At 68.7% G+C, this 24,961-nt stretch carries 24 protein-coding genes and 1 tRNA gene; 13 read left to right on the top strand and 12 right to left on the bottom strand.

Going from position 1 to position 24,961, the window contains the following annotated elements; translation table 11 throughout:
- On the bottom strand, nucleotides 1–871 hold an 871-nt coding region (locus ACFE71_RS09440; protein WP_375428547.1), incomplete at its 3' end, for an acyl-CoA dehydrogenase family protein.
- A gap of 180 nt (nucleotides 872–1,051) precedes the next feature.
- Between ACFE71_RS09440 and ACFE71_RS09445 the strand changes: the two genes are divergently transcribed.
- On the top strand, nucleotides 1,052–1,927 hold the full coding sequence (locus ACFE71_RS09445; RefSeq protein WP_375428548.1) for a dienelactone hydrolase family protein: 876 nt from the start codon (nucleotides 1,052–1,054) through the stop codon (nucleotides 1,925–1,927).
- Nucleotides 1,928–1,976: 49 nt separating this feature from the next.
- Entirely contained in the window at nucleotides 1,977–2,597 is a 621-nt protein-coding gene (locus ACFE71_RS09450; RefSeq protein WP_375428549.1) for a glutathione S-transferase family protein, read from the top strand.
- Between the two features lie 31 nt (nucleotides 2,598–2,628).
- Here the strand turns inward: ACFE71_RS09450 and ACFE71_RS09455 are convergent, their stop codons facing one another.
- From ACFE71_RS09455 to ACFE71_RS09465, 3 genes are all read right to left on the bottom strand, one after another.
- Nucleotides 2,629–2,850: a DUF1289 domain-containing protein gene (locus ACFE71_RS09455; RefSeq protein WP_375428550.1), complete on the bottom strand. Its 222-nt coding sequence runs from the start codon at nucleotides 2,848–2,850 to the stop codon at nucleotides 2,629–2,631.
- Nucleotides 2,802–4,241 (bottom strand): DEAD/DEAH box helicase, encoded by a 1,440-nt coding sequence (locus ACFE71_RS09460; RefSeq protein WP_375428551.1) that lies wholly within the window; start codon nucleotides 4,239–4,241, stop codon nucleotides 2,802–2,804. Before ACFE71_RS09460 ends, ACFE71_RS09455 begins: the two co-directional genes overlap by 49 nt.
- 85 nt (nucleotides 4,242–4,326) lie before the next feature.
- Nucleotides 4,327–4,770 carry a hypothetical protein gene (locus tag ACFE71_RS09465; RefSeq protein ID WP_375428552.1) on the bottom strand — a complete coding sequence of 148 codons (444 nt, stop codon included), beginning with the start codon at nucleotides 4,768–4,770 and terminating at the stop codon, nucleotides 4,327–4,329.
- A 39-nt stretch (nucleotides 4,771–4,809) separates the two neighbouring features.
- Between ACFE71_RS09465 and ACFE71_RS09470 the strand changes: the two genes are divergently transcribed.
- Both ACFE71_RS09470 and ACFE71_RS09475 read left to right on the top strand, forming a co-directional pair.
- The gene (locus ACFE71_RS09470; protein WP_375428553.1) at nucleotides 4,810–6,315 is read left to right on the top strand and encodes an FAD-binding oxidoreductase; all 1,506 of its coding nucleotides are present in this window, start codon (nucleotides 4,810–4,812) and stop codon (nucleotides 6,313–6,315) included.
- Nucleotides 6,316–6,369: 54 nt separating this feature from the next.
- Nucleotides 6,370–7,140, top strand: coding sequence for a SapC family protein (locus ACFE71_RS09475; RefSeq protein WP_375428554.1), 771 nt, complete (start codon nucleotides 6,370–6,372; stop codon nucleotides 7,138–7,140).
- Between the two features lie 240 nt (nucleotides 7,141–7,380).
- Here ACFE71_RS09475 and ACFE71_RS09480 read toward each other — a convergent pair whose 3' ends face one another.
- Nucleotides 7,381–8,226 (bottom strand): N-formylglutamate amidohydrolase, encoded by an 846-nt coding sequence (locus ACFE71_RS09480; RefSeq protein ID WP_375428555.1) that lies wholly within the window; start codon nucleotides 8,224–8,226, stop codon nucleotides 7,381–7,383.
- Between the two features lie 136 nt (nucleotides 8,227–8,362).
- On the opposite strand from ACFE71_RS09480, the gene cpdR reads away from it, so the two are divergent.
- The gene (gene cpdR / locus ACFE71_RS09485) at nucleotides 8,363–8,737 is read left to right on the top strand and encodes a cell cycle two-component system response regulator CpdR (protein ID WP_375428556.1); all 375 of its coding nucleotides are present in this window, start codon (nucleotides 8,363–8,365) and stop codon (nucleotides 8,735–8,737) included.
- Nucleotides 8,738–8,781: 44 nt separating this feature from the next.
- Nucleotides 8,782–8,856 (top strand) — tRNA-Val (locus ACFE71_RS09490).
- A gap of 63 nt (nucleotides 8,857–8,919) precedes the next feature.
- Here ACFE71_RS09490 and ACFE71_RS09495 read toward each other — a convergent pair.
- Nucleotides 8,920–9,129: a hypothetical protein gene (locus tag ACFE71_RS09495; RefSeq protein WP_375428557.1), complete on the bottom strand. Its 210-nt coding sequence runs from the start codon at nucleotides 9,127–9,129 to the stop codon at nucleotides 8,920–8,922.
- Between the two features lie 215 nt (nucleotides 9,130–9,344).
- Here ACFE71_RS09495 and ACFE71_RS09500 point away from each other — a divergent pair, with 215 nt between their 5' ends.
- The 3 genes from ACFE71_RS09500 to alr all read left to right on the top strand — a co-directional run bounded on the left by ACFE71_RS09500 (nucleotide 9,345) and on the right by alr (nucleotide 12,530).
- Entirely contained in the window at nucleotides 9,345–9,695 is a 351-nt protein-coding gene (locus tag ACFE71_RS09500; protein ID WP_375428558.1) for a hypothetical protein, read from the top strand.
- A gap of 128 nt (nucleotides 9,696–9,823) precedes the next feature.
- The gene (locus ACFE71_RS09505) at nucleotides 9,824–11,455 is read left to right on the top strand and encodes an MFS transporter (protein WP_375428568.1); all 1,632 of its coding nucleotides are present in this window, start codon (nucleotides 9,824–9,826) and stop codon (nucleotides 11,453–11,455) included.
- 19 nt (nucleotides 11,456–11,474) lie between these two features.
- Nucleotides 11,475–12,530, top strand: coding sequence for an alanine racemase (gene alr / locus ACFE71_RS09510; protein ID WP_375428559.1), 1,056 nt, complete (start codon nucleotides 11,475–11,477; stop codon nucleotides 12,528–12,530).
- Nucleotides 12,531–12,578: 48 nt separating this feature from the next.
- Here the strand turns inward: alr and ACFE71_RS09515 are convergent, their stop codons facing one another.
- On the bottom strand, nucleotides 12,579–16,508 hold the full coding sequence (locus ACFE71_RS09515; protein ID WP_375428560.1) for a TonB-dependent receptor domain-containing protein: 3,930 nt from the start codon (nucleotides 16,506–16,508) through the stop codon (nucleotides 12,579–12,581).
- A gap of 283 nt (nucleotides 16,509–16,791) precedes the next feature.
- On the opposite strand from ACFE71_RS09515, the gene phaR reads away from it, so the two are divergent.
- Nucleotides 16,792–17,355: a polyhydroxyalkanoate synthesis repressor PhaR gene (gene phaR, locus ACFE71_RS09520; RefSeq protein WP_375428561.1), complete on the top strand. Its 564-nt coding sequence runs from the start codon at nucleotides 16,792–16,794 to the stop codon at nucleotides 17,353–17,355.
- 9 nt (nucleotides 17,356–17,364) lie between these two features.
- Here phaR and ACFE71_RS09525 read toward each other — a convergent pair whose 3' ends face one another.
- Nucleotides 17,365–18,165, bottom strand: a complete 801-nt coding sequence (locus ACFE71_RS09525) for a class I SAM-dependent methyltransferase (RefSeq protein ID WP_375428562.1) — start codon at nucleotides 18,163–18,165, stop codon at nucleotides 17,365–17,367.
- 104 nt (nucleotides 18,166–18,269) lie between these two features.
- Nucleotides 18,270–19,802 carry a CpaF family protein gene (locus ACFE71_RS09530; RefSeq protein WP_375428563.1) on the bottom strand — a complete coding sequence of 511 codons (1,533 nt, stop codon included), beginning with the start codon at nucleotides 19,800–19,802 and terminating at the stop codon, nucleotides 18,270–18,272.
- A 130-nt stretch (nucleotides 19,803–19,932) separates the two neighbouring features.
- Here ACFE71_RS09530 and ACFE71_RS09535 point away from each other — a divergent pair, with 130 nt between their 5' ends.
- Entirely contained in the window at nucleotides 19,933–21,474 is a 1,542-nt protein-coding gene (locus ACFE71_RS09535) for a hypothetical protein (RefSeq protein ID WP_375428564.1), read from the top strand.
- Here ACFE71_RS09535 and ACFE71_RS09540 read toward each other — a convergent pair whose 3' ends face one another.
- The 3 genes from ACFE71_RS09540 to ACFE71_RS09550 form a co-directional block, all read right to left on the bottom strand.
- The gene (locus ACFE71_RS09540) at nucleotides 21,475–22,539 is read right to left on the bottom strand and encodes a bifunctional transcriptional activator/DNA repair enzyme AdaA (RefSeq protein WP_375428569.1); all 1,065 of its coding nucleotides are present in this window, start codon (nucleotides 22,537–22,539) and stop codon (nucleotides 21,475–21,477) included.
- 72 nt (nucleotides 22,540–22,611) lie between these two features.
- Nucleotides 22,612–22,878: a Txe/YoeB family addiction module toxin gene (locus ACFE71_RS09545; protein WP_375428565.1), complete on the bottom strand. Its 267-nt coding sequence runs from the start codon at nucleotides 22,876–22,878 to the stop codon at nucleotides 22,612–22,614.
- Complete coding sequence (locus ACFE71_RS09550) at nucleotides 22,875–23,198, bottom strand: type II toxin-antitoxin system Phd/YefM family antitoxin (protein WP_375428566.1); 324 nt, start codon at nucleotides 23,196–23,198, stop codon at nucleotides 22,875–22,877. Before ACFE71_RS09550 ends, ACFE71_RS09545 begins: the two co-directional genes overlap by 4 nt.
- A 176-nt stretch (nucleotides 23,199–23,374) precedes the next feature.
- Between ACFE71_RS09550 and ACFE71_RS09555 the strand changes: the two genes are divergently transcribed.
- Together ACFE71_RS09555 and atpA are read left to right on the top strand one after the other, a co-directional pair.
- Nucleotides 23,375–23,944 carry a F0F1 ATP synthase subunit delta gene (locus tag ACFE71_RS09555; RefSeq protein WP_375428567.1) on the top strand — a complete coding sequence of 190 codons (570 nt, stop codon included), beginning with the start codon at nucleotides 23,375–23,377 and terminating at the stop codon, nucleotides 23,942–23,944.
- Nucleotides 23,945–23,946: 2 nt separating this feature from the next.
- Nucleotides 23,947–24,961, top strand: a 1,015-nt coding sequence (atpA, locus tag ACFE71_RS09560) for a F0F1 ATP synthase subunit alpha (protein ID WP_375428570.1), incomplete at its 3' end; no start/stop codon positions are given.

The following is a 24,961-nucleotide window of genomic DNA, read 5'->3' on the forward strand; positions in this document are numbered from 1 at the left end:
GCTGGCGGCCGGCGAGCGGGGTGCCGAACTGCTTGCGGTCGAGGCCATATTGGCGCGCCGCGTGGAGGCAGAACTCGGCCGCGCCGATCGCGCCCCACGAGATGCCGTAGCGCGCCCGGTTGAGGCAGCCGAATGGGCCCTTGAGCCCCTGCACGTCGGGCAAGAGCGCGTCGTCGCCGACCTCCACGTCGTCCATCATGATCATGCCGGTGATCGAGGCGCGGAGCGATAGCTTGCCCTCGATCTTGGGGGTGACGAGGCCGTCCGATCCGCGTTCCAGCACGAAACCGCGAATCTGGTCATCATGCGCGTCGGACTTGGCCCAGATGATGAAGACGTCGGCAATGGGCGAGTTGCTGATCCAGGTCTTGGCGCCCGAGATGCGGTAACCGTCGGCCGTCTTGGTCGCGCGCGTCGTCATGGAGCCGGGGTCGGACCCCGCGTCGGGCTCGGTCAGGCCGAAACAGCCGATCCATTCGCCGGACGCGAGCTTGGGGAGGTATTTGCGGCGCTGCTCCTCCGAGCCGAAAGTCATGATCGGGTACATGACGAGGCTCGACTGGACGCTCATCATCGAGCGGTAGCCGCTGTCGATCGCCTCCACCTCACGCGCGACGAGGCCGTAGGCGACGTAGGACGCGCCGACACCGCCATACTCCTCGGGGATGGTGGGGCCGAGCAGGCCGAGCGCGCCCATCTCGCGAAAGATCTCCGGGTCGGTGCTCTCATGCGCGAAGGCGTCGACGATGCGGGGGAGGAGCTTGTCGCGGGCGTAGCCGCGCGCGGTGTCGCGCACCATCCGCTCGTCCTCGGTCAGCTGATCGTCGAGGAGGAAGGGGTCTTCCCAGTCGAACCGGCCCATGCCCGCCATTCCGTATTCTCCTTTGCGACCATGCGGATGGGGGCGGCGGGGGCGGTTGTCCAGCCTTTCGCGCGCGGGAGGCAGCGCGGGTTACTCGTCGGGCGGGTGGGCGCTGGCGTGCGGCGGTAGGCCGGCTGTCCTTCTTCGGCGCGTCGAGTAAAGTGACGCGACATTCGAGAGGAGCCCGCCATGACCGAGATCCGCGACCAGGCCGTCCAGCTGTACGACGCCTACACGCACGAGCATCGGGACCGGCGGCGGTTGCTGCGCGAGATGGTGGCGGTGGCGGGGTCGGTCGCGGCGGCGGAGGTGCTGATCGCGGGGATCGGGGCCTCGCCCGCGGCGGCGGCGGTGATCGCGCCGGACGACAAGCGGCTGCGGACCGAGACGCGAACGATCGGCCCGGGGGCGGCGTCGCTGACGGGATATATGGCGCAACCGAGACGCGCGCGGGTGCGGTGGCCGATGGTGCTAGTGATCCACGAGAACCGAGGATTGAACGATCACATCCGCGATGTCGCGCGCCGGGTCGCGCTGGCGGGGTTCGTGGCGTTCGCGCCCGATTATCTCGTGGGGGCGGGCGGGACGCCGGCGGATCAGGACCGGGCGCGGACGCTGATCGATCAGCTCGATCTGAGCGCGGCGATCGCGACCACGGCGGCGGTGATACGCGGGGCGCTGGCGACGGCGGACGGGCCGAGGCGCATCGGCGCGATGGGCTTTTGTTGGGGCGGGGCGTTCGTCAATCGGCTGGCGATCGCCGCCGGGCCGACGCTGGCGGCGGGGGTGTCCTATTATGGGACCGCGCCGAACCCCGCCGAGGCGGTGAGGGTGCAGGCGCCGCTCATGATCCAGCTGGCGGGGAAGGACGCGCGGGTGAACGCGACGGCGCTGCCCTGGGTCGATGCGCTGAGGGCTGCGGGGAAGCGGGTGGAGGCGTTCACCTATCCGGGCGTGGACCATGCGTTCAACAACGACACGTCGGCCGAGCGATACGACAAGGCGGCGGCCGATCTGGCCTGGGGACGGAGCATGGCGTTCCTGACGCGCGAGCTTGACGCGTGAGGGGAGACGTGTTCCCCTTACGTTCACGACGAATCAGGGGAGATCAAGCGTGACCGCCGAACTGACTCTATACACCAATCCCATGTCGCGCGGGCGCATCGCGCGCTGGATGCTGGAGGAGGTCGGGGCCGAATATGACACGGTGTCGCTCGACTATGCGGGGTCGATGAAGGCGCCCGAGTTCCTCGCGCTCAACCCGATGGGCAAGGTGCCCGCGATCGTCCACCGGGGGCAGGTGGTGACCGAGACGGCGGCGATCTGCGCCTATCTGGCCGACGCGTTCCCGGATGCCGGGCTGAGCCCGGCGGCCGACGAGCGCGCGCCCTATTACCGCTGGCTGTTCTTCGCGGCGGGGCCGGTCGAGCAGGCGATCACCAACCGGAGCATGGGCGTATCGACCGAGGGCAAGGAGCGGATGTCGGGGTACGGCAGCTACGAGATGGCGGTCGACGTGCTGGAGCGGGCGGTGTCGACGCATCCCTACGTCGCGGGCGAGCGGTTCACGGCGGCCGACGTGTATGTCGGCAGCCACCTGATGTGGGGGATGCAGTTCGGGACGCTGCCCAAGCGCGACGCGTTCGCGGAATATTGGGGGCGGCTGGCGACGCGCGAGGCGCATGTACGGGCGTCGGCGCTCGACGACGCGGCGATGCCGGTCGCGGCGGAGTGAGCCGACCCTCCCCGAACGGGTTCGGGAAGGATCAGGAAGATCGGCTCGGCAGCGCGCGAATGATCCGCTCGCGCTCGGCGGGGGTCACGCCGCCCCAGCGGGCGATTTCGTCGAGGGTGCGGGCGCACCCTTCGCACAGGCCCGCTTCGTCGATGCGGCACCTGCCGACGCACGGGCTCGCGACCGGCGCGGGCGCGGGGGTGCTCAGACGGTGAAGGCGACGTGGAGGAAGTCGGGGACGGGGCCGTTCCAACCCTCGTCGGTGCCGCCGTCCCGGTCGCGCTGCCGGTTCCGGTCGCGATCGCCGGTCCGGTCGCGGCCACCGCGCTCGGAACGGGCGGCGCGCTCGGGCCGCGCCTCCTGGGCCATGACGGGGCGCTCCCTGCGGGCCGGGCGCTCCGGCGCCGGCGCCTCGTGGCCAACGGCGGCGTCCTCGCGCGGGGCGGGTTCGGCGCGCGCGGGGCGGTCCTCGCAGGCGCCGCGTCGGCGCGGCGCGCGGGGCTCTTCCGCCGGGGTGTCCGCGACGGTAGCGACGACGCGTTCGATCTTGTGGCCGGTCAATTTCTCGATCTCGGCGATGTTCTCGGCGTCGGCGGGCGTGGCGAGCGTGTAGGCGGTGCCGGTCTTGCCCGCGCGGCCGGTGCGGCCGATACGGTGGACATAGTCGTCGGAATGCCAGGGCGCGTCGAAATTGAAGACGTGGGAGACCCCCTTGATGTCGAGCCCGCGCGCGGCGACGTCGGAGGCGACGAGGATGTTGACCGTCCCGTCCTTGAACAGGTCCAGCTCGGCGATGCGCTGCGTTTGTTCCATGTCGCCGTGGATCTCGCCCGACTTGAAGCCGTGAGCCTTGAGCGACTTGTTGAGCTCGCGGACCGTCGTCTTTCGGTTGCAGAAGATGATCGCGTTGGTGACTTCTTCCTGCCCCAGCAGCTGGCGCAGGCGGACGCGCTTGTCGGCGGCGTTGGCGGAGACGGGGACGACCAGCTGCTTGATGTTGACGTTGGCGCTGGCGGGGCGCGCGACCTCGATCATCTTGGGATTCGAGAGGAAGCGGTCGGCGAGCTTCTTGATCGGCGGCGGCATCGTCGCGGAGAAGAGCAGCGTCTGGCGCGTCGCGGGCAGCTTGGTGCAGATCTCCTCGATCGCGGGGATGAAGCCCATGTCGAGCATCCGGTCCGCCTCGTCGATGACCAGCAGCGAACAACCGGTCAAGAGGATGTTGCCGCGCCCGAACAGGTCCATCAGCCGCCCGGGGGTGGCGATGAGCACGTCGACGCCCTTTTCCAGCGCCTTGACCTGGTCGCCCATCGACACGCCGCCGATCAGGAGCGCCATCGAAAGCTTGTGGTTCGCGCCGTATTTCTCGAAATTCTCGGCGACCTGCGCGGCGAGCTCGCGCGTGGGTTCCAGGATCAGCGAGCGCGGCATGCGCGCGCGGCTGCGTCCTTGCGCCAGTATGTCGATCATCGGGAGGACGAAGGAGGCGGTCTTGCCCGTGCCCGTCTGGGCGATGCCGATGATGTCGCGCATCATCAGGACGCTGGGGATCGCCGACGCCTGGATCGGCGTCGGTTCGGTATACCCTGCGTCCGTCACCGTGCGGAGGAGTTCGTCGGATAGGCCGAGATCGGCGAAGCTCATGCAGACACTACCGGATAAGGCCCGGGCGCGCGGATGTGCGGCAACCCTGGACATGCCCATGCGCTCGCGGAATTACGGTGCAAAGTCAATAATCGCGGAGCTTGGGCACCAGTTTGCGGAAGCGTTCCACCGGGCATTTCGCCCCCGACCGCGACCGGACCACGTCGCGCCCGGCGCACACCATCCCGTCGGCCGCGGGTTTCAGATAGAAGCCGCGATAGAAATCGAGCCCGCGGCAATCATCGTCGAATTCGGCGCGCACCCGCTTGCCGCCGCGCAGCACGAGGTCGATCCGGTCGCGCGCGGTGACGATCGCCCCCCCGAGCTCGCTGACCGGGATACAGCTCGGCCCCTTCTTCTCGCGCCATTCCACCGGAGCCGGGGTCGGCGCGCGCGGGGGCTCCACGCGCGGCACGCGGACCATCACGCGCCGGCGGATGGTGATCTGCGCCAGATCGATCCGGTCGACGACCAGCGTGGGCCCGGGAACGGCGAACGCCAGCAAGGCGAGGGGCAAGGCGGCGTGCATCAAGGTTACCGGTTGGTAAGCCGATTCGTTGAATAGGTGATGAACTTGGAAGCACGTGGTATCCGCGGCGGCATGATGTCCGCCCGTTCCGCCTTTCTCGAAATGCTCGCGCGGCACCTGCCGGAGGCGGCGATCGTCACCGACGGCGACGCGATCGCGCCTTGGCTGGTCGATTGGCGCGGGCGGTATCGAGGAGCGGCGGCCGCGCTGGTCGAGCCGCGCACCACCGGACAGGTCGCGGCCGTGGTCCGCGCGGCAGCGGCGCACCGCGTCCCGCTGGTGCCGCAGGGCGGCAATACCGGCATGGTCGGCGGCGCGACCCCGTCGGCGGGGGGCGATGCGGTGATCCTATCGCTCCGGCGGCTGAACCGCATCCGGTCGGTCGATCGGCAAGCGAACGTGGCGATCGCGGAGGCGGGGGTGATCCTCCAGCTGCTGAACGACGCCGCGCTCGGGGTCGGGCGGCGCTTTCCGTTGACGCTCGGCGCGCGCGGATCGGCGACGATCGGCGGGCTGGTGTCGACCAACGCGGGCGGCACTCAGGTGCTGCGGTTCGGGACGATGCGCGGGCTGGTCGCGGGCGTGGAGGCGGTGATGGCGGACGGCACGGTCCATGACGGGCTGGCCGCGCTGCCCAAGGACAACCGGGGTTATAACCTCGACCAGCTGCTGATCGGGGCGGAGGGGACATTGGGCGTGGTCACGGCGGCGGCGCTGCGGCTGGTTCCGGCGGTCGCGGCGCGCGGGGTGGCGTGGGTCGGAGTCGCCTCGCCCGAGGTCGCGCTGGCGTTGCTCCGGCACTGCCAAGCCCATACCGACGCGGTCGAGAGTTTCGAGATCCTCCCCGCCGGGTCGCTGGAGGCGGTGCTCGCGCACTTGCCGGGCGGCCGCGCGCCGCTGGGCGGGAAGCATCCGTGGCACGTGCTGATCGAAGCGACCGCGCCCGACGATCACGCCGAGCGCCCGGACGCGCTGCTCGAACGGTTGCTCACCGACGCGATCGGGCGCGGTTTGGGCGACGATGCGACGATCGCGGCGAGCGAGGCGCAAGCCGATGCGTTCTGGCGCATCCGTGATTCGATCTCGGACGCCGAACGCGCGCGGGGGCCCGCGACGCAGCACGACATATCGGTACCCGTACCCGCCATGCCGCGCTTCATGGTCGAGGCGGCGGCCGCATGCGAGGCGCGCTTTGCGGGCACGCACGCCAGCGGGTTCGGGCATCTGGGCGACGGCAACGTCCATTTTCACGTCCGCGCGCCCGCCGGGGTGGAGGCGGAGCGCTGGTACGCCGAGGCCGCGCCGGCGGTGACGCGCTTCGTCCACGACCTGGTGACGGCGGCGGGCGGGTCGATCTCGGCCGAGCACGGGATCGGGCAGATGAAGCGGGACGAGCTCGACCGGCTGCTCCCGCCCGCGCGCGCGAACGCGATGCGCGCGATCAAGGCGGCGCTCGATCCGCTGGGCATCATGAATCCGGGCAAGCTGCTCCCGCTCGTGCCCGACGGGCCGGTCCCGCTTGCGCCGGGCGCGGGTGGGAAATAGAGCGGCGCGCGATCCGGCGGCCCGATCGCCGCCCCCTCCTGGAGTAACGACCCGATGGCCAGCGCGCCGCTTCCGCTCTTCTATCACGGGCTCGAGCCGCTCTCGAGCGAGACGCACGGTTCCTGGCGCGTACGCCCGCAGGACAACGCGCCGTTCCTGATCGGGCAGCACGCCGTCCCCGTCACGGTGGACGAGTTCCCGCTGGTGCAGCGGCACATGCCGATCGTGTTTTCGGTCGGCGAGGAAAGCGTGCCGATCGCGTTGATGGGGCTGAACGAGGGCGTGAACGTCTTCATCGACGACGAAGGCAAGCTTCGCGATACGAACTTCTACGTCCCCGCCTATGTACGCCGGTACCCGTACATGCTCGCGCGGCTGCGCCCCGACGCGCAGGAACTGTCGCTCTGCTTCGACCCGACCGCTGAGTCGATCGGGCCGTTCGAGGATGGCGAGCCATTGTTCGCGAATGGGCAGCCGACCGATGCGACCAAGGCGATCCTGCAATTCAACGAGACGTTCGAACAGGCCGGCGCGCGTACCCAGGCGTTCATGAAAGAGTTGAAGGAGGCCGAGCTGCTGATGGACGGCGAGGTCACGATTCAGCCGGACGGCGCGGCCCAGCCTTTCATCTACCGGGGCTTCCAGATGGTGAACGAGGAGAAGCTGGCCGACCTTCGCGGCGACCAGATGCGCAAGATGGGCAAGTCGGGGATGCTCCCGCTGCTATATGCGCACCTGTTCTCGCTGTCACTGATGCGCGAGGTGTTCGCGCGGCAGATGCAGCTGGGCCAGGTGCCGCGACCGACGCCGCAGCTTCCGAACTGAGGCGACGCACCGATCGTCACCACCACTGGTTTTCAGGCGCCGTTTTTTGGGAACCCCGGCCGGTCCGACGGGTTGTTTTGGTCGATGCGATCCTTAGATCGTGTTGGTGCGGTTTCCGTGTCCCCCCTTTCGCGGACCCGCACGGCGCGCTTTGAGCGCGCCTCCTCCCTGAACCTTGGCCACCTCGTGCGTTAGATCGCGCGGGGTGGTTTTTTCATGCCCCGCGTCGGTCGGCGGGGCTTATTCGGCGGCTTGGGCGAGGTCGCCCGCCGACGCCTCGTCCTCCAGCCCGGCGATGATCCCGTCGACTAGCGCGACCGCCGCGCCCAGCCCGTCGCCGAGCCGGTCCAGCCGACAATCCAGATAGAGCGTACGGTCGAGTTCGAGCTGGAGGCCATGCACCCGGCGCATCGGCGACGCGTGGCGGTCGAGTATGTGCCCACCCGCATAAGGTGTGTTGACCGCGACGCCCAGGCCCGACGCGGTCGCCGCCGTCTCCGCCCGCGCGATGAAGCGCGCATCCGCCGCGCGGCCGAACCGGTCGCCGATCACGACCTGCGCCGCGCCGCGCCCGAGCGGCGGCATCGAATGGAGGTCGAGCAGGACGGCGACGCCGAACCGCGCGCGCGCCGCCATCAGCGCGGCGGCCAGCGCCCGGTGGTACGGCCGGTGCGCCGCGTCGATGCGCGCGCGGACGTCGGCGTCCGACAGCCTGCGCCGCCAGATCTCGCCCGCCGCGGGCACCCGCCTGGGGATCAGGCCCAGGCCGCTGCGCGATTTGGGAGACCGGGTCGCCGGCAGCGTCGGGTCCGCGCCCTCATCGACGGCGGGATCGCGCTCGTCCTCCGCGCGGTTCAGGTCGATCCAGGCGCGGGGGACCCGCTGAACCAGCGTCGTGCGCTCGCCTCGCGCCGCCAGCGCGACCGCGTCGACGAACCGATCCTCCAACGCGCGCAAGGAGCGCGGCGCGGCGCGCAGGAGCGGCAGGATCGCGGGCGGATAGTCGCGGCCGGCATGCGGAACCGACAGGACGACGGGGCTCGTCGGCGCGTCCGGATCGCCCCACCACTCGAAGCTTGGCTCCATTTTCGGGACGGTAGGGCGCGTGGGCGGGCGCGGCAACGGCGCGCGCGGTCCGTCGCACTGGAAATCTTAACCGATCCCGGGCTATGCGCCAGGCTTGGGATGGGTCGCCGCGAGGCGTCACGGGATTGGGCCGACGATGATCCGGATTTTGCTGGCCGAGGACGATGACGTCATGCGCGAATACCTGGCGCGCGCTCTGGAGCGGTCGGGCTATTCGGTGGTCGCGGTGGACCGGGGGACGGCGGCGATCCCGCTGCTCGAGACCGAGCGGTTCGACCTGCTGCTGACCGACATCGTCATGCCCGAGATGGACGGGATCGAGCTCGCGCAGAAAGCGGGCGAGATGCGCGCGGACCTGCGCGTGATGTTTATCACGGGGTTCGCGGCGGTGACGCTGAAGGCCGGGCGCGCGATGCCGCAGGCGCGCATCCTGTCCAAGCCGTTCCACCTCCGCGATCTGGTGATGGAAGTCGACCGGATGTTCGAGCACGATCAGGCCGGGCTAAACTAGACCGCTTGCGTCGTCGGCGGGAGGCCGTTAAGCGCCGTCCCCACGGGCGTGTAGCTCAGTGGTAGAGCACTGTGTTGACATCGCAGGGGTCGCAAGTTCAATCCTTGCCACGCCCACCAGTTCACGCCTCGGGATCCGCTGTTTCGCGCGGTTTCCGGGGCGGACCCCCCCCCGGTTTCCCCTTATTCGCGGCTTCCGCGGCGTCCGATCCCCATCGTGACCGCCCCGCCCGCCAGCGCGCTTGCACCCAGCGCCAGCGGTACGCTCGCCGCGACCGAGCAGGCGAGGAAAGCATTCACCCGGGCCGCGATGCGATTGGCCTGGACGCCCGGCGCGCCGCTCCGAAGATGAAACAGCGGATAGGCGAACAGCACGACGCCGGGCAGCGGCACCAGCAGCCGCGCGGTCCAGGCCAGGAGCAGCGCGCGTCGGGGGTGAGGCGCGCCGTGGTCGGCCCCCGGCTCGCCCGGCGGGCAACGCCCGGGCGTGAGCAGCGGGGCAGCGTCATGGTCGCGAAGACCATGCAGACGACGAGCAGCCTCGCGTCCCGGCCCAGCGCGGCGGTCGCGACGAGCAACGCGGAGGTCGCCGACGCACGGGCAAATCGATGTTGCTCAAGGCGGCGGTCGCGCTCCTTCCGTTGAGCGGAGGCGAGGTGAGGCTTGGCGATGCACTCGTGAGCGAGCTGGAGCCCCGCGCCCGGTCGATTGGTTACCTGCCGCAGGACGGCGTCGCGTATTGGAACATGCTCGCCCGCGATCTCGTCGCGCTCGGACGCTTGCCGCACCGATCGCCCTTTGCCGCGCCGTCCCCCGAGGACGAGGCGGCGGTCGCGCGCTCGCTGGCCGCGACCGACACGATCTCGTCCATGCGCCGCGCGCCGCCGACGACGTGCTCCTCCATCACGGCCGCCTCGTCGCGTTCGGCCTGCCCGCCGAGGCGCTCACCTCCGACATGATCCGGGCTATGTTGGGCGTCAGCGTCGTCGCGGGGCGCGACGGCGACCGGGCGTTCTGGGTTCCCGCCGGGCGCCGAGCCGCCCTTGCCCCCGCTCCCATGCCCGCTAAACCGGCCCGGGGAGAGAAGATGAACCAAGCAGCACCGATCGTCGCCGAAGCCGCGGGCGAGCCGTCACCGTCGGATATCAAGCTCGTGATCACCGCCTCGTCGCTGGGGACGGTGTTCGAATGGTACGATTTCTTTATCTACGGCACGCTCGCCGCCAGCGGGATCATCGGCCGCACCTTCTTTCCCGGCGACAACGCGGTCATCCAGACGCTCCTCGCATGGGCGGGGTTCGCGGTCGGGTTCGGCTTCCGGCCGCTCGGCGCGGTGCTGTTCGGGTATCTGGGCGACCGGCTGGGGCGCAAATACACCTTCCTCGTCACGATCACCTTGATGGGCGTCGCGACGGCCGGGGTGGGCCTCGTCCCCTCCGCCGCGTCGATCGGCTATGCCGCGCCGCTCATCGTGATCCTGCTCCGCATCGCGCAGGGGCTGGCGCTCGGCGGCGAGTATGGCGGCGCGGCGATCTACGTCGCCGAGCATTCGCCGTCGGGCAAGGCGGGTTTCTACACCAGCTTCATCCAGGCGGGCGTGGTCGGCGGGTTCATCCTGTCGCTCGTCGTCGTGCTGCTGACCAAGGGGCTGCTCCCGACCGAGACATGGAACGAGTGGGGCTGGCGGCTGCCGTTCCTGTTCTCGGTCGTGCTGCTCGCCATCTCGCTCTGGATGCGCGTCAAGCTGTCCGAGAGCCCCGTCTTCAAGCGCATGAAGGAAGCAGGCGAGGTCGCCGCCAATCCGATCAAGGCGAGCTTCACCTATCCCGGCAACCTGCGCCGCATGTTCGTCGCTTTGTTCGGGATCGCCGCCGGGCTGACGGTGATCTGGTACACCGCGATGTTCACCGTCCTGTCCTTCCTTCAGACGACCATGCGCGTCGAGGAGACGGCGGCGCAGCTGCTGGTCGGGGCGGGGGCGACCGCTGGCCTGGGCTGGTTCGTGCTGTTCGGGTGGCTGTCCGACCGGATCGGGCGCAAGAGGCCGATCGTGTGGGGATACGCGCTGACGCTCGTGCTGTTGTTCCCCATCTTCTGGGTCATCGGCGCGACGGCGAACCCTAAGCTGTCGGAGGCGGCGCGGCGCATGCCGGTGATCGTGTCGGGCCCCGCCTGCGGCTACAGCCCGTTCGCCGCCGCCCAGGCGGACGAGTGCGGCCGCCTGCTCGACCATTTCTCCAGGAAGGGCGTGGCGTACGAGAAGCGCCGCACACCCGCGACGGTGGTGAGCATCGGCGGCGAGGCGATCGCGGACCGCACCCCCGCCGGTCTCGACGCGGCGCTGGCGCGCGCTGGGTACGACCTGTCGCCCGTCACGCCCTCGCCGGGGCGGATCGTCGTGATCCTGCTCGCGATCCTGTCGCTCGGCGCGCTGTCCGGGATCACCTACGGCCCGGTCGCGGCGCTCCTGTCCGAGATGTTCCCGCCGGCGATCCGCTACAGCTCGCTGTCGATCCCCTATCATATCGGCACCGGCTATTTCGGCGGTTTCCTGCCCTTCATCAGCCAGTATGTCGTGGCCAGGACGGGCGACCCGTTCGCGGGGCTCTGGTACACGATGGCGGTGGTGGCGATGGCGCTGGTCGTGACGGTGTTCGGCCTGCGCGATGATCGCCCGGGCGGCGGGCCGGGCGAGCCCCCGGTGGCGCCGGCCGGGTGATCGCGGTAACGGCGCGGGGGTGACCGCCGCACCCTTACGCCTCCGCCTCGACACCCACGTCCTGCGATCGAACTGGCGCGCGCTCGACCGGATGAGCGGGCGGGCGGCGTGCGGCGCGGCGGTCAAGGCCGACGGCTACGGCCTGGGGGCGACGGAGGTCGCGCGGCGGCTGGCGGAGGCGGGATGCCGCGATTTCTTCGTGTCGAACTGGCTGGAGGCGGAGGCGCTTGCCCCGCTCGGCCTGCCCGTGTCGGTGCTTCACGGCGTACGCGAGGAGGACATGGCGTCGGCCGCGAGGGGGGCCGCGAGCGGGATCGCGCGGCCGGTGCTGAGCACCCCCGCTCAGGTCGCGCGCTGGCGGGCGACGGGCGGGGGCCCGTGCGACGCGATGGTCGACACCGGCATGAACCGCCTCGGCCTGTCGGTCGCGGAGGTCGAGGGAGGGCTGCTCGACGGCATGCCCGTCGATACGCTCATGAGCCACCTGGCGCGTGCCGAGGAGGACGGCGACGAGGCACGCGCGATGAACGAGCGCCAGCGCGCCGCCCTGGCCGGTCTCGCCGGCCGCACGACCGCGCGCCGCCTCAGCCTCGCCAACTCGGCCGGCATCGCGCTGGGGGCAGGGTACGCGTTCGACCTGACCCGGCCGGGCCTGGCGCTCTATGGCGGCGTCCCCCGCCCCGACATGGCGGGCGACCTGCTGCCGGTGGTCCGCCCCGAGGCGCAGGTGATCCAGCGCCGCCTGGTCCCGGCGGGCGGGACGGTCGGCTACAACGCGACCTGGACCGCGCGGGTCGATACGGAAGTGGCGATCCTCAACATCGGCTACGCCGATGGGTATCTGCGGGCCTTCTCCGACCGGGGGACGACCGTGAAGGACGGCGCGGTCCTGCCGGTCATCGGCCGCGTGTCTATGGACCTGCTCGCGATCGATGCCGCTGCCTTACCAGATCTGCGCGAAGGCGACTGGGTCTGCATCGCCTTCGACTTGCCCGAAGCGAGCGCCGCGACCGGGCTGTCGCAATATGAGTTGCTGACCTCTCTCGGCTCCCGCTACGACCGCGACTGGACGTGAAAAAGGGCCGCCCCAAAGGGACGGCCCTTCGACTAGTTGGTAGCGCCGTCAGAACTTAATGTTGGTGGTCACCTGAAAGCGGCGGCCGATCTGGTCGACAAAGCCGGGGGTGAATAATCCCGACGATAAGCCGATATCACCCGCATAGTTCTTGTCGGTCAGGTTAAAGACATTGAATTGCATGCGGAAGCGCTCGTTGACGTCGGCTCCGATCACGAAGTCGAAGACGCTGTAACGGGGGAACACCACGTTGGGGAACTGCTCGATCGTCGACGGCGCGCCATTCGTGAACAGCTTGGTGCGGTCTTTCCAATTCCAGGTCAGCTGCGAGAAGAATCCGTCTTTCTCATAACGACCCGATGCTTGCGCTTCCCACTTCGGTCGGTCGAACGTCCCAGCCGACTTTTGCCCGTCAACCGCGAAGTCGCCCGAGAACGACGTGTCGAAGCGGATGAGATGGTAGAGGCTGCCGCGCAGGGTGAAGTTGCCCAGGTCCGCCGGCAAGTCGAAATTGTAACGTAACGCCCCGGTGATCGCGCGGACCTCGATCGCCGACAGGTTTAGATAAGTTCCCGAGGATCCCGGCAGAATCTGGAAATCCGAACCGCGCGAGAAGAACTCGCACAGGTTGGAGCCGACCTGCGCCGCCGTGTCCGGAAAGGTCGGGCTATCCAAGCAGAACTGAACCGACGAGCTTGGCGTCAGCACGGTGATGGCCTCGCGCAGGTCGACCGCGATATAGTCGGCCGACAGTGACAGGCCTGGAACAAAGCGCGGTGCCAGCACCCCACCGAAGGTGTAGCTCTTGGCCCGCTCCGGCGACAACCCGGTGCCACCCGAGAACTGGGTGGGCAACGAGATGTTGTTGGCGACGAAAGTCGACAGGAACGCGTCGGCGGTCGAGGCATCGGTCGCGAGTCCCGCCGCGATCACCGACGACCGGCAGTTGGCGCGCCGCGTCGCGGCCGAAGTGCCGCCGTTGATGTTCGCGGTTCCGCAGACATCCGTGGTCACTGCGAAGGCCGGCTGCCCTCCAAGGAACAGCTCGACCACGCCCGGCTGGCGGATCGACTTGGTGTAGTTGCCCCGGAACAGGATGTCCGGGATTGGCCGCCATGTGCCCGCCAATGTGTAGATGGTGGCGGGATCGCCCTGATATTCGGGTGTGCTCACCACGCCAGCGAGGTTTCGGAACGTCTGACCACGGCCGCTTTGCTGCGACACGCGAACCGCGGGCTCGAACGTCAGTTCGCCAAGGAAGTCGACGAAGCCGTTGCCGAAGATCGGAATACGGGCTTCGCCGCCGATCTCGTAAACTTCGATGAAGCCGTTCGTCGTTCCTGACGGTGCCGTGCGCCCGCGTCCGAGCCGGTTGATCAAGTTAGCCTGGAAGGACAGCTCCTCCTTGCGGTACTCGCCCGCCGCCGACACGCCGAGCGGGCCGCCCGGCAGGTCGAACAGCGTGCCGCTGACCGATGCTTGCAGGAAGGTTTGCGCGGACACGTTGCTGAACGTCGCATCCTGGCGGACGTAATTCTTCGAGTCCTCGGACATCTGATTATAGCCGAACGGGTTCAGTGGCCGGCACCGGTCGATCAGGTCATTGGTGATGGTGGGCGTCACCACCGTTTCAGTCGGGATGCCACCCGCCCCGTCGAGACGCGTGATGTTGCTGACCGTGCCGTTCGGCGTCCGACCGACATACTGATCCCGGAACAGCTGCGAGCGACAGACCACGTTGCCGTTCGCCACGCCCGTTGTGGCCACCCCCTGATCGACCGCATCGAGCGCGAGCTGATATTCGAGGTCGCCGATCGTGGTCGTCTTCGTGGTCTGCTTGGACCGCCCGTAGGTCGCGGACAGCTCCGCGTTCCAGCGCTGGCCTAGCAGCTCGAAGTTCGACCGGACGCCGCCCACCAATCGATAGGTCTCGGCGACGTTGGAGAAGGCGTTACCCTCGAAGATATCCTGGTTGATGCGAGTCAGCGCGAAGCTGCCGCCGCGAGTGTTGGCGTTGATGCCGGCCGACGCGAGCGCGGCGCGATCACCGGCGTCCAGGAATGGGTTGTTGACGTTGAGCACCAGCGCCGCGTTCTCCGCCGATGCCGAAACCGAGTTGTTGCTTGCCTGGTTGCCGGTGCCGACGTTTTTAACGCGGGCAAACAGGTTCTCGGTGAAAAAGGTGACTTCGTCGGTCAGGTCGAACTTGCCCAGGAGGTTCGCGACGTAACGATCCTGTTGGGTGCGCAGGATCACGGTGTCGGGTCCCTGGGTGAACCCGCCGTTCGATCCGAGTGCCTGGGTGAGCAGGCTCGGCGTACCCGCGTCGAGTTGCGCTGCGGTGAACTGGCGCACACTGCCCTCGGGCGTGAACTCGATCGGCACCGCGAGGAAGGGTAGCACGACATTCTGCGCGACGGTCGTGGTCGTCCCGTTGCCGTTGCGCACGGTCACGGGCGTGGTGTTGGTGTTCTGGACGCGCGGCACGCCGGGGATGAAGGTGCCGATGAACGCGTTGATGCCGACGCCTGGGTTCGCGGCGAGGAACTCGCGCGCGGTGGGCCGGTTCGCCTGAAGCACGTTGACTGCGAGCGTATTGAGCTGCGTCGCAGTCGCGCCCGCAGGCGGAGTGACGCCGAATCCCGTGAAGACCTGAGCCGCCGTGACGTTGGCAGGAAGCACTGTCGGTGCGAAGGTCGTGAAGGGTAGGTTTGCGGGCTGCAGCTGAGTGCTCGGAATGCCATTGCGCCCATCATTGAGGATCAGCGACGAAGGCGCGCCGGGCAGGCCATTGACCAGCTGGGTACCAGTCGTGAAGAAGGTGGTGTTGGGTAGCGTGATGTTGCCACGCGGCGTCGGGACGATCTGGCCGGTGGTGGTGCCAAGCCCGTTCTGGAAGGTAATGTAGTTTGACACGCGGTTGGCTTGCGCTCCGGTGCCAGCCAACGGGACATACGGCGTGGGCGGCGTCGCCAGCGTGTTCAGGATCGTGCCCGCTAATGAGATCGAGAGGTTGTTGAAGCCCTCGCCGAACAGGTTAGCCGGTTGCAGGTCGTCGGTGTTGCGCAGGAACGCGCCGTTGTTGGTTCCGGTGACGTCAATGATCGCGTTGGGTGCGAAAGAGCCGTTGCGGATCCCGCCATTCGCGAAGTTGCCGATGGTGGTGGCGCGGCGCAGGCGGAAGTCGCGGTCGCGCCCGAGCAGCCCGTCATTCCGGTTGTATTCGGCCGCCAGGGTCAAGTTGGCGCGGTCGTCCATGAAGTTGCGGCCCGCCAGCACGCGCGCGGTGTATTGCGCCGCGTCGCCGCGCTCGCTGATGCCGGCGAGCCCGGTCACCTCGGAGCCCTCATAATCGTCGCGCAGGATGTAGTTGACGACGCCCGCGATCGCGTCCGATCCATAGGCCGCGGCACCGCCGACCGTGAGCACGTCGACCCGCGATATCAGGCCGGCCGGGATCACGTTGACGTCGACCTGGCTGCCCGAGGCGTTGCCGTCCACAAACAGCGAGCCGGCATTGCCAGACACGAACCGGCGACCGTTGACGAGCGTCAGCGTGCGCGCCGTGCCTAGATCGAGCAGGTCGACGAAGGCCGAACCGAGGCTGGCCGATTGTCCACCGTTGTTACCCGTCAGCGGGCTTGACCCCGGACCGACGAGGGGAATGTCGTTCAGCACTTCGAGCGCATTGGTAAATCCGCGAGCCTGTATCTGAACCGAATCGACTTGCACGCCAGGCAGGACGCCGCTGGTTTCGGGCCGTGGGATGCGCGAGCCCGTGACGACCACTTCGTTAACATCACCTTCTTCGCCGTCGGCGCTCAGTCGAGCGTCCGCTTCGGCTTCCACCGTCTCCTGCGTGCGCTCGGTGCTCTGTGTCGGGTTCGGCACATTCGGTGCAGCCTGGGCGAACGCCGCCGGTACGACGAACAAGCTTCCGACCAGCGCCGTCGCGCCCAGCAAACGATTGATCTTCATCGTGGTTGTGCTTCCCCTTGAATGCGGACCCCGCGCCCGTTCATCCTAATGAAAGGATCATGAGCATCACGGCATCGTCCCGAGCAAGCGCAAGCTGATGATTACAAATCGTTTCGATACATACTGTTGCGTCCGGGTGACAGTTTTCTGACCATATGTTTCAATTCCAGCCGGAGTGGTGACGAGCTTCGTGCATGACGGGCCAATCCAAGTAAGGAGCCGATGTTGCGGCGCGGCAGAGTTGGGCTTACGCTGCGGCGAACCTTTGGAACCGCCCAGACCCATGAAAAAGCACCAAACGGGCGACGGGGTCGCCATCGTCAAGAAATACGCGAACCGGCGGCTCTATAATACCGAGTCGTCGTCCTACATCACGCTCGAGCATCTGGCGGCGATGACGCGGGCCGGGCGCGACTTCAAGGTCGTGGATGCCCGGACCGAGGAGGACATCACCCACAATATCCTCACCCAGATCATCATGGAGGAGGAGAGCCGGGGCGAGACGATGCTCCCCGTTGATTTCCTGCGCCAGCTGATCGCGATGTATGGCGGGTCGATGCAGGCGGTGGTGCCGGGCTATCTGTCCGCCTCGCTCGACAGCTTAAAGCGCAACCAGGACCAGTTCCGATCGGCGGTCGAGGGCGCGTGGGCGGGGTCGCCCTTCGCCGAACTGGTCCAGCGCAACATGGCGATGTTCGAGGCCGCGACCTCGGCGTTCAAGCCGCCCGCCGCGCGGGCGGCGGGCTCCCCGAGCGCGAAGGACCGGGAGATCGCTGCGCTGAAAGCCGAGCTCGCCGGCTTACAGGCAAAGATGGACAAGCTCGCCGCCCCCGGCGACGCGGCCTGACGGAAACGCCTAGCGACGCGGCTTGACGAATTTCAGGGTCATGCGGTCGCTCTCGCCGATCGCGGCGTATCTCGCGCGGTCGACATCCTTCAGCCGGTAGTTGGGCGGGAGGGTCCACACGCCCTGCGGGTGGTCGTGCGTATCGCGCGGGTTGGCGTTGACCGGCGACTCGCCCGCCAGGCGGAAGCCGGCTGCGGTCGCCAGGCGGACCACCGTTGACCGCTTCAGATACCCGCTCGACCGTTCGAGCGCGGTGTCCTTGTCCTCGGGCAGGCGGTGGTCGACGACGCCGAGCGTGCCGCCGGGCTTGAGCGCGGCGAAGAACGTCTTGAACGCATTGGCGGGGACGGCGGCGTTGTCCTGCATGGTCAGGTTGTGGACGTTGCGGAAGGTCAGCACGATGTCGGCGGTGCCCGGCGCCATCGTGGTCGTGCCCGCGACCATGTCGACCGTCTCGACGCGCGCGGGGCCGAACCGGGCGGCCTTGCCCGCCAGCATCGTGCGCGTGCGGTCGCCCTGCGAGGTCGGGACCAGCGCGATATAGCGGCCGCGCGCCTTGACCATCGGCGCCAGGATCTCGGTGTACCAGCCGCCGCCCGGGATGAATTCGACCACCGTGTCGGTCGGCTTGACCCCGAAGAAGGCGAGCGTCTCGGCGGGGTGGCGGTACCGGTCGCGCTCGCGGTCGGCGGGCGTGCGCGCGTCGGACGCGACGGCGGCGGCGATCGCGGCGTTCGGTCGGGTCGACTGGGCCAGCGCGCCCCCGGTCCCGATTGCGGCGATGCAGGCGAACGCGATGAGGCGGGACATGGGCTGGCTCCTGTGACGTCGCGCCAGCATGCCCCGGGCGCGCCGCTCGCGCAACCGGGGCCCGGGTGGAAGCGCCGACGGCCGCGATCACGAAACGACCCGCGCTACAGGCACGCCTCCAGATACGCCTGGTCGAACCCGAACTGCCTGGCCTTGTCGAGCGTGTAGGGACGCAGGCCCATCGCGCGGTATTCGCCGACGATCTTGCCGTCGGCCGACTCCTCCAGATACTCGAACTTGAACAGTTCCTGCGTGACGATCACCGGGCCCTCCATGCCGATCACCTCGGTGATGTTCGTCACGCGGCGGCTGCCATCGCGTAGGCGCTTGACCTGGACGACCAGGTCGACCGAGTCGGCGATCTGCCGGCTGATCGCCTCCTTGGGCATCTTGATGTCGCCCATCATCACCATGTTCTCCATACGCCCCAGGCACTCGCGCGGGGAGTTGGAGTGGAGCGTGCACATCGACCCGTCATGGCCCGTATTCATCGCGGCGAGCAGGTCGAAGCATTCCGACCCGCGGATCTCGCCCAGGATGATCCGGTCGGGCCGCATACGCAGCGAGTTCTTGACGAGGTCGCGGATCGATATCTCGCCCTGACCCTCGAGGTTGGCGGGCCGCGTCTCCAGCGGCAACCAATGCGGCTGCTGGAGCCGGAGCTCGGCCGCGTCCTCGATCGTCAGCACGCGCTCGCCCGGGTCGATCATCTTGGACAGGGCATTCAGCATCGTCGTCTTGCCCGAGCCCGTGCCGCCCGAGATGACGATGTTGAACCGGCTCGCCCCCGCGACCTTCAGGGCGGTCGCCATCTTGGGGCTCATCGACCCGAAGCCCGCCATCATGTCGAGCGTGATCGGCTTGGCCGAGAACTTGCGGATCGAGATGGCGGTACCGCGCAGCGAGAGCGGCGGCACGATGACGTTGACGCGGCTGCCGTCCTTCAGCCGCGCGTCGGCGAGCGGCGTGGTCTGGTCGACGCGGCGGCCGACCGAGTTGCAGATCCGCTGCGCGATCTGGAACAGGTGCTCTTCGTCGCGGAACTGGATGGGGGCGAGCACCAGCTTGCCCTTCTGTTCGATATACGTCTGTTCCGGCCCGTTCACCATGATGTCGGTGATCGTCGGATCGGCCAGCAATTCCTCGAGCGGCCCGAGACCCAGCAACTCGTCGACGAGCACCTTCTCCAGCGCGAACTGCTCGCGCCGGTTCAGCGTCAGTTTCAGCTCGGCCAGCACCTCGCCGATGATCGGCCGGAACTCCTCGGCCAGCTCGTCCTTCCCCAGCGTCGCCGCCGCCTCCGGGTCGACCCGCTCGAGCAGGCGAGGGAGGACCTGTTCCTTGATCTTGTGGATCGAGGCCTCGAACCCCTCCATCTTGCTGTTGCCCGCGTCGCCGCTGGCGTTCTGGCGGTCGGCGAGCCGCTGCATCGCGTCCCCTTGGACGCCGGGCATGTTGCCCGTCTCGATGTCCGACCCGCCTGGCAGCCCGACGGACTCGAGGGGCGGGAACTGGTCGCCGCCGTCCGTGTCGGGACGCGTGGCGGGGCCGCTCCCCTGCATGGGCTTGGCGACCCCGAACGCGGCGCGGGATGCCTGTCCCCCAGTCATGCCGCCGCGACGCCCGAACGCACTCATGTCAGCCCATTCCCCTCGATCGTGGCCCGGAATTAGGCTCCAGAGATTTACATTCGCCTAACCAAGCCAGGCTGGCGCTCCCCCGCGCGCCGCGATAACCTGGAAGCGAAACAGGGCAGGGCGGGGGCGCATGGCCATGAAGGGCATCAAGGCGGGACTGGCGACCGCGGCGGCGATCGCGTTCGCGGAACCCGCGCAGGCCGAATGGCTGAAGGCGAGCTCACGGCACTTCACCGTCTATTCGAACACCACCGTCGAGAGCGTCACCGCGCTCGCCACCCGGCTGGAGCGCGTCGACGGCGCGCTGCGCTACGTTTATTCCATGAAGGAGGCGGAGAACGCCGGCTCGCCGCCCGTCACCGTGTTCGTCGTCGACGACACCGCCGCGATCCGCAGGCTGGCGGGATCGAGCGGGGTGGGCGGCTTCTATCTCGGCCGCGCCGACGGGGCGGTGGCGTTCACGCCCCGGCGGGGCGACGAGACGGGGGCGGGCGCGCTTGGGCCGCAGATCGTGCTGTTCCACGAATACGCGCACCATTTCCTGCTTAGCAATTCGGCCGCCGCGCTTCCCGCCTGGTATTCGGAAGGCTATGCCGAGTTCGCGGCGACCGCCCGCGTCGAGGAAACGTCGGTGGTCATCGGCGGCGCCGCGCAGCACCGCGCATGGGGCCTGTTCGCCACCGACGAGCTGTCGCTCGAGCTGCTGTTCGCCCCGCCCGTCAAGATGACCCCGCAGCAGCGGGACCAACTATACGGCCGGGGCTGGCTGCTCACGCATTATCTGACTTTCGACACCGCGCGTAAGGGGAGTCTCCGTCGCTACATCGTCGCATTGAACGGTGGAACGCCCCCGCTGAAGGCGGCGGTCGAGGCGTTCGGCGACCTGAAACAGCTCAACCGCGACCTGCGCAAATACCTGATGGGGCGCAAGCTGCCCGGCTTCGTCATTCCCGTGGCGAAGCTGCCGCCCGTGAAGGTCGACGTCCGCGCGCTGACCCCGGGCGAGCGCGCGCTGATCGACATGCGCATGGTCTCCACGCGCGGGGTGAACGACAAGACGGCGACGGCGCTCTACGCCCGCGCGGTCAAGGCGTCCGCACCCCACGGGGGCGACGCCGTCGCGCAGGGCTGGCTCGCCGAGATGGCTTATGACGCGAAGCGCGACGACGAGGCGGAGGCCGCCGCCGACCGGGCGCTGGCCGCCGATCCCAGATCGATCCAGGCGCTGATCTACAAGGGCCGGGTCCACCTTCGTCGCGCCGCGACCGCCAGTGCCACCGATCCCAGGATCTGGAAGGAGGCGCGGTCCTGGGTCGTGAAGGCGAACCGCGTCGATCCCGACGGCGCGGCGGCGCTCCAGCTGTTCTACGACAGCTTCGCGATGGAGCGCGCGAAGCCCAGCGCCAGCGCGGTCGCGGGCCTGCATTACGCGCTGCTGTTGGCCCCGCAGGACCAGGCGCTCCGCTTCCGATCGGTGACGCAGCACCTGAAGGACGGCAACATCGCGGAAGCCCGGCGCGCATTACGCCCGCTCGCCTTCGACCCGCACGGCGGCGCGGAGAATCCGGCCGCCAAGCTGATGGCGCTGATCGACAAGGGCGAGACCGGCCCCGCCGCGCTGGCGGCGATCGAGGAGGCGGACAGGGCGAAGGTCGCGGGCGGAACCGACTGATCACCCGCGCTCGCGCTCGATGAGCGCCTGCTTCCGTTCGACACCCCAGGCATAGCCCCCCGGACCGCCGTCGGTGCGGAGCACCCGATGGCAGGGGACGACCACCGCCAGCGGGTTCGCCCCGCAGGCCGACCCGGCGGCGCGCACCGCTTGGCGGTTGCCCGCCGCCGCCGCCAGCTCGGCGTAGGTGCGCGTTTCGCCCGGCGGGATCGCCCGAAGCGCCGCCCACACCGCTTCCTGGAACGCGGTGCCGCGCACGTCGAGCGGCAGGTCGCCCGTCATGTGCCCGGGCCGCTCGACCCCGGGTTGCTCGACCAACGCGACGACCCGCGCCGCGAGGTCGGACAGCTCCTCGTCGCCCCGGGTTATCGCCGCGTGCGGAAAGCGACGCGCCAGCTCGTCCGGCGTTTCCTCGAACGCCACGCGGCATAAGCCCCGCTCGGTCGCAGCGACCAGCAGCGGCCCCAGGCTGGTGCCGACCACCACCCACCCGATCGCCGTGCCCGCGCCGCCCGTCCGCGCCCGCGACGGCGTCATCCCCAGCCGGGGCGCGGCGTTGGTATAGAAGCCGCTCGGCCCCGCATAGCCCGCCTCGTAGATCGCCTCCGTCACGCTTCCCTCCCGTTCCAGCGCCGCCGCCGCGCGTCCCGCCCGCAGCCCGCGCGCATAGGCGGCCGGGCTGACGCCCAACGCTCGCGTGAACAGGCGCTGGAAATGGTGCGGCGCATATCCGACCCGCGCCGCCAGGACCGCGAGCGATAGCGCGTCCGTCGCCTCCTCGATCAGCTCGACCGCGCGCGCCACCGCCGCCGTATCGCGCGCGGCATCGTCGGGCCGGCAACGCAGGCAGGCGCGGTACCCCGCCGCGCGCGCCGCCGCGCCGTCTGCCAGGATCGCGACATTCTCCCGCCTGGGCCGGCGCGCTGGGCAGGACGGCTTGCAATAGATACGCGTCGTCCTGACCGCGACGACGAACCGTCCATCGGCGGTGCGGTCGCGCGCGTCGAAGGCGGCCCAGGCGGCGTCGGGATCGATCGGGTGCTTCATGCGGACGTCCTGCCCCATCCCGTCCATCGACGCATCCGGCACCTTGCGATCAAAGCGTGACGACGTTCGCCGTCTTCCGACGAAGCGCGGTCAGTAATGGAGGCGGCACTGGATGATCTCCAGGCTTTGCGCCTCGCCGCTGCCTGGGATGCGGTAGATCAACCGATGCTCGGCGGTGATCCGGCGCGACCAATATCCCTTAAACTCATGCCGGAGCGGTTCCGGCTTGCCGGTGCCGGTGAATGGGGTTCTCAGGCTCTCGCGGATGAGTAGGTTGATCCGAGCCGGGATCTTGGCGTCCTCACCTTGCCAAGCGACATAGTCGAGCCAAGCCGGTTCGTCCCATACCAGTCTCATGGATCGATCAGGTCGTGCTCGACACCGCCGCCTGCATCCATCCGGGCTATCGCCTCGCGCAACGCACGGGCGTTGTTCGGATTGGCCAAGAGATATTCGGTCTCCTCCATCGCCGACCAATCCTCCAGCGAGACCATCACCACCGGCTTGCCGTTCTGGCGCGCGATCACGACGGGCGCGTGGTCCTCGACCACACGATCCATCACCGCTTTCAGGTTGGCGCGCGTATCGGAATAAGTGAGAACGTCCATCCACCTGATCTGCACAAGTGTCGGTACAATGTCAATCATCGGCTCACGACGATCCGTCGCGGCCGTCATGTCCCGTCATGCGGCCGGAAGACAGGCGCGGTGAAGCGGGAGGGCTGGCGTCCGCCGCGCGCATTGTTGCAACGATCGACCCCCCATGCTAGCCGCCCGCCAACTCGTGCCGAGGCGTCTTCGCGCGCCCCGTCCGCACGGGATCAACCGACTGATCATACAGGGAATGGGATCGCGTGGAGGCATCCGGCGGTAATGTGGGCGGCGACATCCAGGCGAGCCTCGCCGGTCGCTACGCCGTCGCCCTGTTCGAGCTCGCGCGCGACGCCAAGGCGATCGACACGGCCGAACGAAGCCTGATCCGCGTCCGCGACGCGGTCGCGACCAACCCGGATTTCCGCCGGCTGACGACCAGCCCGCTCGTCAGCCGCAAGCAGGCCGCCCGCGCCGTGGACGCGACGGCGACGCCGTTGGGCGTCGATTCCACCACCAGGAACTTCCTGGGCGTCCTCGCCGCGAACCGCAGGCTCGCCGAACTTCCCAAGATCGTCCGCGCGTTCCGTACGCTCGCCTCGCGCCATCGCGGCGAGATCAACGCTGAGGTCACCTCCGCACACCCGCTAACCGACGACCAGGTGACCGAGCTCAAACGGCAGCTCCGCCTGCGCCTCGGCCGCGAGGTCTCCGTGGACATGGCCGTCGATCCCGAGCTGCTCGGCGGCCTCGTCGTCCGCATTGGTAGCCAAATGATCGACAGCTCGATCCGCACCCGTCTGAACACTCTCGCAAATGCGATGAAAGGTTGAACATGGAAATCCGCGCCGCCGAGATCTCGGCGATCATCAAGGACCAGATCGCTAATTTCGGCTCGGAGGCCCAGGTCTCCGAGACGGGGCAGGTGTTGTCGGTCGGCGACGGCATCGCGCGCATCTACGGCCTAGACAACGTCCAGGCGGGCGAGATGGTCGAGTTCTCGAACGGGGTGCAGGGCATGGCCTTGAACCTCGAGGCCGACAATGTCGGCTGCGTGATCTTCGGCTCGGACGCCGAGATCAAGGAGGGCGACATCGTCCGCCGCACCGGCACGATCGTCGACGTCCCCGTCGGGCGCGGGTTGCTCGGCCGCGTGGTCGATGGTCTCGGCAACCCGATCGACGGCAAGGGCCCGATCGTCACCGACGGCCGCAGCCGTGTCGAGGTCAAGGCGCCCGGCATCATCCCGCGCACCTCGGTCCACGAACCGATGCAGTCTGGGCTGAAGGCGATCGACGCGCTGGTGCCGGTCGGCCGCGGCCAGCGCGAGCTGATCATCGGCGACCGCCAGACGGGCAAGTCCGCCGTCGCGATCGATGCCTTCATCAACCAGCGCGGCATCAATGCCGGGACCGACGAGTCCAAGAAGCTCTATTGCGTCTATGTCGCGATCGGGCAGAAACGCTCCACGGTGGCGCAGCTCGTCCGCACGCTGGAGGAGAACGGCGCGATGGAATATTCCATCATCGTCGCCGCCACCGCGTCCGACCCCGCGCCGCTCCAGTTTCTCGCCCCCTATACCGGCTGCGCGATGGGCGAGTATTTCCGCGACAACGGCATGCACGCGCTGATCGTCTATGACGACCTGTCGAAGCAGGCCGTCGCCTACCGTCAGATGTCGCTCCTCCTCCGCCGCCCGCCGGGTCGCGAGGCCTATCCCGGCGACGTGTTTTACCTCCATTCGCGCTTGCTCGAGCGCGCGGCCAAGATGAACGACGCGCACGGCGGCGGCTCGCTGACCGCGCTGCCGATCATCGAGACGCAGGCGGGCGACGTGTCGGCCTACATCC

The organism is uncultured Sphingomonas sp. (assembly GCF_964237155.1).
Classification (GTDB): Bacteria; Pseudomonadota; Alphaproteobacteria; order Sphingomonadales; family Sphingomonadaceae; genus Sphingomonas.

What these genes read in the sequence shown, in the direction of transcription:
- ACFE71_RS09465 (WP_375428552.1), bottom strand. Translation starts at nt 4,770, where the DNA reads ATGCACGCCGCCTTGCCCCTCGCCTTGCTGGCGTTCGCCGTTCCCGGG.
- ACFE71_RS09535 (WP_375428564.1), top strand. Translation starts at nt 19,933, where the DNA reads ATGGCCATGAAGGGCATCAAGGCGGGACTGGCGACCGCGGCGGCGATC.
- ACFE71_RS09480 (WP_375428555.1), bottom strand. Translation starts at nt 8,226, where the DNA reads ATGGAGCCAAGCTTCGAGTGGTGGGGCGATCCGGACGCGCCGACGAGC.
- ACFE71_RS09460 (WP_375428551.1), bottom strand. Translation starts at nt 4,241, where the DNA reads ATGAGCTTCGCCGATCTCGGCCTATCCGACGAACTCCTCCGCACGGTG.
- ACFE71_RS09505 (WP_375428568.1), top strand. Translation starts at nt 9,824, where the DNA reads ATGAACCAAGCAGCACCGATCGTCGCCGAAGCCGCGGGCGAGCCGTCA.
- ACFE71_RS09470 (WP_375428553.1), top strand. Translation starts at nt 4,810, where the DNA reads ATGAACTTGGAAGCACGTGGTATCCGCGGCGGCATGATGTCCGCCCGT.
- cpdR (WP_375428556.1), top strand. Translation starts at nt 8,363, where the DNA reads ATGATCCGGATTTTGCTGGCCGAGGACGATGACGTCATGCGCGAATAC.
- ACFE71_RS09545 (WP_375428565.1), bottom strand. Translation starts at nt 22,878, where the DNA reads ATGAGACTGGTATGGGACGAACCGGCTTGGCTCGACTATGTCGCTTGG.
- ACFE71_RS09500 (WP_375428558.1), top strand. Translation starts at nt 9,345, where the DNA reads ATGTTGCTCAAGGCGGCGGTCGCGCTCCTTCCGTTGAGCGGAGGCGAG.
- phaR (WP_375428561.1), top strand. Translation starts at nt 16,792, where the DNA reads ATGAAAAAGCACCAAACGGGCGACGGGGTCGCCATCGTCAAGAAATAC.
- ACFE71_RS09530 (WP_375428563.1), bottom strand. Translation starts at nt 19,802, where the DNA reads ATGAGTGCGTTCGGGCGTCGCGGCGGCATGACTGGGGGACAGGCATCC.
- ACFE71_RS09475 (WP_375428554.1), top strand. Translation starts at nt 6,370, where the DNA reads ATGGCCAGCGCGCCGCTTCCGCTCTTCTATCACGGGCTCGAGCCGCTC.
- ACFE71_RS09550 (WP_375428566.1), bottom strand. Translation starts at nt 23,198, where the DNA reads ATGACGGCCGCGACGGATCGTCGTGAGCCGATGATTGACATTGTACCG.
- ACFE71_RS09515 (WP_375428560.1), bottom strand. Translation starts at nt 16,508, where the DNA reads ATGAAGATCAATCGTTTGCTGGGCGCGACGGCGCTGGTCGGAAGCTTG.
- ACFE71_RS09525 (WP_375428562.1), bottom strand. Translation starts at nt 18,165, where the DNA reads ATGTCCCGCCTCATCGCGTTCGCCTGCATCGCCGCAATCGGGACCGGG.
- ACFE71_RS09540 (WP_375428569.1), bottom strand. Translation starts at nt 22,539, where the DNA reads ATGGGGCAGGACGTCCGCATGAAGCACCCGATCGATCCCGACGCCGCC.
- ACFE71_RS09445 (WP_375428548.1), top strand. Translation starts at nt 1,052, where the DNA reads ATGACCGAGATCCGCGACCAGGCCGTCCAGCTGTACGACGCCTACACG.